Genomic DNA, 231 nt, shown 5'->3' on the forward strand with positions numbered 1-231 from the left:
TATCGGCGGCGCGGGCGGCGCCATCGGGACCGCGGCGGTCGCGCGTGAGGAGCCCGACGGCTATTCGCTGCTGCTCGGCAACGGCAGCACGCAGGTCATCATTCCCATGACGTCGGCGAATCCCGGATATTCCGTTGGCGATTTCCGCGCCATCTACCGCCTGATCAACAGCGCATTGGTTTTCGCCGTCAATCCTTCGGTGCCTGCCGCAAACCTGCGCGAGTTGATCAC

General features: G+C 64.5%; 1 protein-coding gene. It reads left to right on the top strand.

The window, feature by feature from the left end; genetic code table 11:
- Position 1: 1 nt before the first annotated feature.
- Positions 2–231, top strand: a 230-nt coding sequence (locus tag AC0L2O_RS37640) for a tripartite tricarboxylate transporter substrate-binding protein (RefSeq protein WP_473373301.1), incomplete at its 3' end; no start/stop codon positions are given.

The sequence above is a fragment of the Bradyrhizobium sp. Kon10 genome (genome assembly GCF_055807395.1).